The organism is uncultured Microbulbifer sp., from assembly GCF_947498635.1.
Taxonomy (GTDB): Bacteria; Pseudomonadota; Gammaproteobacteria; order Pseudomonadales; family Cellvibrionaceae; genus Microbulbifer; species Microbulbifer echini.
In genome coordinates this window covers 1-5,466 of sequence record NZ_CANMKV010000076.1, presented here as the reverse complement: position 1 = coordinate 5,466, position 5,466 = coordinate 1, and the positions used below count along the sequence as shown (strand labels likewise).

General features: G+C 44.9%; 4 protein-coding genes. 2 read left to right on the top strand and 2 right to left on the bottom strand.

Features of this window, described 5'->3' with window-relative positions; translation table 11 throughout:
• The first annotated feature begins 358 nt into the window (after positions 1–358).
• Positions 359–2,260, top strand: a complete 1,902-nt coding sequence (locus Q1A69_RS19640) for a hypothetical protein (RefSeq protein WP_299589476.1) — start codon at positions 359–361, stop codon at positions 2,258–2,260.
• 125 nt (positions 2,261–2,385) lie between these two features.
• On the opposite strand, the gene Q1A69_RS19635 is transcribed toward Q1A69_RS19640, so the two are convergent.
• Positions 2,386–2,763 carry a hypothetical protein gene (locus Q1A69_RS19635; protein WP_299589475.1) on the bottom strand — a complete coding sequence of 126 codons (378 nt, stop codon included), beginning with the start codon at positions 2,761–2,763 and terminating at the stop codon, positions 2,386–2,388.
• 594 nt (positions 2,764–3,357) lie between these two features.
• Here Q1A69_RS19635 and Q1A69_RS19630 point away from each other — a divergent pair.
• Entirely contained in the window at positions 3,358–4,575 is a 1,218-nt protein-coding gene (locus tag Q1A69_RS19630; RefSeq protein WP_299589472.1) for a hypothetical protein, read from the top strand.
• A 346-nt stretch (positions 4,576–4,921) separates the two neighbouring features.
• Here the strand turns inward: Q1A69_RS19630 and Q1A69_RS19625 are convergent, their stop codons facing one another.
• On the bottom strand, positions 4,922–5,320 hold the full coding sequence (locus Q1A69_RS19625) for an alpha/beta hydrolase-fold protein (RefSeq protein ID WP_299589479.1): 399 nt from the start codon (positions 5,318–5,320) through the stop codon (positions 4,922–4,924).
• Positions 5,321–5,466: the final 146 nt, after the last annotated feature.

The window sequence follows — 5,466 nt, the reverse complement described above, 5'->3', positions numbered from 1 at the left end:
GGAAGGTGTTAAATTACTTGAGCCCACTGGAATTTTTGGTGGGTAAACGTGTGTCACTTATGTTGGCAATCTAGGGATTGTTCAATTAGTACATTTCTATAAAAAGTAGAACTCCACTGGATGATTCTTTCGTTCATTACCGGCTGGTTGGTTATTTTTGCTTTTTTATGGGGGTTTGCGCATTTGAGCCGCTCCTAACTTTGGTGATTTATGATCCAGTATGCATTTCCCCTAATACTCAGATCACAGACAATCGATTGCACGGCAGATATGGTCGCGGCTGCTCTGAGCTAGGGAATCCTGACTCAAGCGTAAAACGATAACAATTTTTCAGCGACTTACTGAACGAGCAGGTTTCATGAGAATCATCTTCAATAAAAAGCTCTTGGCACTTTCAATAACCGTGATTTTGGCTTCTTGCAGCGGCGGGGGCGGTTCATCTTCAGGTGGGGATACTGGTCAAGATGATTCGAATCAAGGAGGATCAGGTAATGTGGGCTCTTCCGTGATAGTGGGCGATGTTGAATCCACAGAATTAGGGTTCGCCACACTGACTTCTGTGGATATTACCTTGCCAGACGCAATGAGTAATGCAAAGGAAGTTTATCAGATGGCACACTATATCGCTCGCACGGATGGTGAGTCGAATGAAGGGGATATTGATATCCCCATGCGCAGTTATGTGGCCACTTGCGCGACGGATACAGAAACACCACGTATGTTTGTTTCCACAACACTCGCTGGGGATGCCAGTGTAGATGGTGCTACTTACGGTTCTGTCTACGAACTGAAGTATAATCCCGAAACCTCTAGCTTTGACCAGACTGGAAACGCAAGCCTATTAAAGCAGTGCTATGAATCCCATGGTATAGCAGCCAGTAAGGACTGTTCTCGCGTTGCAGTATTGTGTAATACAGAATACCGAGCACATGAGAACTATGCTATTCAGGGTGACCTGGTGGAAGAATATGGCACCACTTATATGCAAATGGAAGATAATTTAGAGAAAGTTGAAGGTACCGATAAAGAAAAAAAATATAATGATCAAATATGGTTGATGGAATGGGATAGTGAACCCCTGAGTGAAACACCTGATACTTATGTTGTTAACAAAATGCACGGCGGGACCCATTTAGGCGCGCAGGAATTAATCTATGTAGATACTGATAGCCAGGGGCGAGCTAGTTATGCTTTTTCTGTCTCTGCCCGAGTATTTGATAATGGCGGCGGCTCTCACTATTCTGCCGGCTTAACTATCATTAATAGAAATGACTGGTCATTAAATATGAGTGGGTCGGATAATCGTGGCTGGGATTGGGCCTGTGGCGATGGACATGTAGTCAATATTCGCTCTTTTTATAACCCATATAATGAGATGTATGGGGCTCTTTGTACTAGTGATTGGAATGACTGGATTGGTAATACTCATGGCCAGCTCGGAACTATTGCAATCAAAATGGAAACCTCAGGCTCCATAAGCGAAGGTTATTTCAATCACTTTGTACCCTCAACCTCCGCGATGGTCTCTAACGGTGGAGGGCATACGGTCGTCCCTCTGGATGCCGATACTAATTTGTCAGTAATTGTCTCCCCCAAATTTATTAAAGATACCGATATGGAGCGGTTCCTGCAGGATGAGGTGGGTGTAGACACTAATAATGGAGAGGGACCTTTTGATAAAGATTGTTCAGGTTATGACGAGTATAATTGCTTTCTTTCCTACATGTCTTACAACCGTTGGCATCCAGAAAATGCTCAGTTTCCTTCGATAGAGCGCCAAGATCTTTATTCCGGCGATGCCTTGGACTCTTCCTCTCTGACCCGAATCGGTATTGCCAAGGTCAATGGTAATGGCAGTATTAACGGGCAGGGATTTAGATGGCTGGTAGAGGATAACGATTGCCAGGTCAGCGACCCACAATTAGTTGACTTGAAAAATGGCCGTTACCTATTTGGTTATGCTAAGTTTCAATGTATTTCGGATAACCTGAAATTTGACCGAATATATAGCAACCGTGGGGCTATGCGTCTCCTAGTTCCAAAAGCTTTTTATGTGATGGAAATTGACGCGGACCTAAATATCCTTGAAGGTCCTGTGCAGTTACCCAGTCATGGGTGGGGCGGTTTGGATGAGCCGATGTATCTCGGTAATGGTAAGGTGGCCTGGAGCTATATTAAGAATCCTACCCATGAGAATTATGGCGGTGGCCAGCAAAATGTGTGGCAGGCGATGATCTACCATTCCAACAGCGCTAAATAGATAGTCAGATTAAAGGTCTTTTTATGATGGGCTCAGCTTTTGTGTTGGGTCCTTTTTGCTCAGGTGCAATGTTCGGGCTTGAACGTTATGATAATACTTAAAAATATTAAAGCTTGATGAGCCCGTCATTTAGGCCCTTGTTTACTATTTTCTCTTTGCTGAAGAATGTTTCTTTCAATTTTCTCCCAAAGGTCTGAGGTATATTTTCTCAAAAGTATTGGCCTCCTTTTCCCGAAACGGTGCTTGCTAAGTACTCTTTTTTTTAGCCAGTTAATTTCAAAGCCTGCCCATTCTGGAGCTGGTTGCATTATTAAGTTAAAGCGACAAGCTGGAAGAACTTCCTGGAATAAAATAGATTTCAAATCTTGTATCGTATACTTGGAGCATGTGCAGACTTTTGCGATGTAATTGATCTCATAGTCTGGATCCGTATCCATGTAGAGCATTTGCATGGCATCCCATACTTTTAAACGATCTTCGATATCTTTTTCCGGAGTTTCCATGACGGCCTTAAGGTTGTTAGAGGCATAGCAAGCCAGATTGTTGGTGAGTCTTGCTGGACTCAGCGCAAGTCTGCCATAAAGGTAAGGGTGTGGTTTTATCTTTTTTAAAGATTACTTAATTTCTATAGGGTGGCTGGGTCAAATAATCGGTAAGGGAAATCAATACAGCTTGATTGCTCATAATATGCTGGAAGGGTACTGATCCGTTGTATCTCCTTAAGCTCCTCCCCCTCTTTGGAGTGGCACAATGCTGTGAGCATGGAAAGAAAATCTGTTTACTATTTGAGCGCATTTGTATTTGATTCTTCAGTGACTATTGCTCTTTAAAAGAAGAGATTTCCCTTGCGGAATTATCCGCTCAAGCTTGCCCGAGTTGACTCTTATTGAGAGCCAGCGCGCTAAGTTAATTGAAAAGAAAAAATATGACTGGCTGGTCTGCAAGCCTGTCGCTTCAGGTTCTCCTTTGGCGCCCTAAGTCCTATAACCACGGGGCATCCCCAGATAAGTTTGCCTGTCGAAAAATGACCCTGGCTAATAAAAATAAATGTTGGGAAGTGTGACTTAGAGCCAGGAAATAAATATAAGGAAACAACAATGACTCTTTGTAAACGATTAGGTGTGAGTCTTTCTCTTGCACTGGCTGGCCTGCTTGCTTCCGTATCGGCTGCGGCGGATAACTGTTACATACTGGTTCACGGCCATGGTACGGAAGGGCATATCAAGCAACGCACCAACGCTCAGGGACACCTGGAGCAACCGGCGCTCGATTATTGGAGCGAAGCGTTTTTTGATAAGTATAGTAATAGTAACTTCATTGATCAGTTGCGAATGAATGGCGGTAACTACGGGGTAGTGGGTTACGACTCTACCGATGAGGGGGAAATGCCTTACTGGCACGATGGCACAGCGGGTGAAATTGCCAGGCAGATGATTGAAATTCGCAGTGGCAAGGGTGATGGCTATCAGCACGATAATCAGTGTGAAGCTGATGATACCTTTTGGGTAATCGCGCATAGTCAGGGTGCCTCACAGATGATGTACCTGGCCGGTAATGCGGTGCCTGGTTCCCCTTACTACAATCGAGCATACAATCAGTTCGATAGTAACAAGGTGACAGAAAGCTCTAAGGTTTGTACTGGTCGCTGGTTCTGGAAAAGATGTAAGACTGAAACCAAGACACATAACGTAGCTGGATTAGATGATCGTTATGCTGTTGAGGTGGACTTTGAGCGTGCGATCAGTGGCATTGCTGCGATCTTCACCACCGGTGGAGCCATTACTGGCACAGAGTTTGTTGATCGCCTGTGTAATGGTAGCTGGATCGAAAGTGCGGTGAATGACCTGTTTATCGGTCGTGAGTGTTCTGCAGTACGTTACCTCCAGACAAACGATGTTTATACTGTACGTAATTATGTTGGCACAAACCTAGCGGCACCGGTTTATACCATTGGTGGTTATGCAGGCTTCCCCGGAATCGCAACGGCAAGCTCCATACTGCTGGGTGGTGAAGATGATGGTTATATCAATTTGGCTTCACAGATGAACTGCGCAGGTTCAGCCAAGCGTAATCTTTACTCTAACCTGAAGGAGTATAAAACCCTCCTCGGAATTGCCTATGGTAGTGCGATTTTTTCTTGTGACAACGATCATAAAGGAACAGCGCGTTCTTACAACTTTGCGAGCCTCTATACGGACCATGATGCTCAGCGTAATGGTGGTATTCTATCTCCAGATTACGAGGGTATTCCCAATGGCCTGAATTGCGGTATAGGTAAAAATAGCGCTGGCCGTATTGCAGCCTGTACAGAGTAATTTGTAGCGCTATTTCAGTGTCCACTTGGGCACATTGGGGAGTAGCCATATTTTCCTGTCCCTCACAGGACCAAGCCCGCTTTTAATAAGCGGGCTTTTTTGTATGGCTTTTAATGCTGGGTCGCCCTTTTTTCTGCGGCCAGTTGGCGTAACTGGGAAATTTCATCCTTAAATATTGTATTCATACCAAAGCGATAACTATCAGTGCTATTTGCCGCGTGGGTTCCTCCAGGAATCGTTTTAAAGGCAATTTCCCGCGGGGTGCTTTCCTGTGACTCCCAGTAATTCTTCCAGGCAATAGCATCCGCGCGTAACCTGGGAGTGTCGTTTTCGCCGTTAGTGACGACTAGAGTAGCTTTATCTCTGACGGCGCTTTGGCGTTTTTGGAAAAAAAGTCCTTTTGCGGTAATAAAGTGGGATTACTGGCAATTAGGCCTCTAAATAAATTTGGCCTGGTATATGCGGTATAGGGCACAAAGTGCCCACCCCGGCCCTGTCCGAAGAGGACTCTCTGATTGGGGGCGGCAAAATAGCGATTTTCTACACTCGGTATTAATTCCTGCTCTAGAAAGTTGAGAAATGTATCGGCACCTCCCCGAGTTGGCGTATTGTCGGCCGCGGGCATGGAGAAATCATAGCTGCGTTTATTGATGCCTGGATCGAAAGAGCCATAGGCAATGCCAACAATAATCGCCTCGGGAGTGAAATCGTCATAACCCAAAAAAAGGTGGCTGGCGGCGAGTATTGGGAAGAGGGAATCTCCATCCAGTAAATAGACTGCAGGGTAGGCTGTTTGTTCTTGGCTGTTATTAATCCGGCGATCCTATAGTTCTATATAATATCCAAATGGATATTATTGATGCAAGAAAATTACCCGCTTCCGCACAGGAA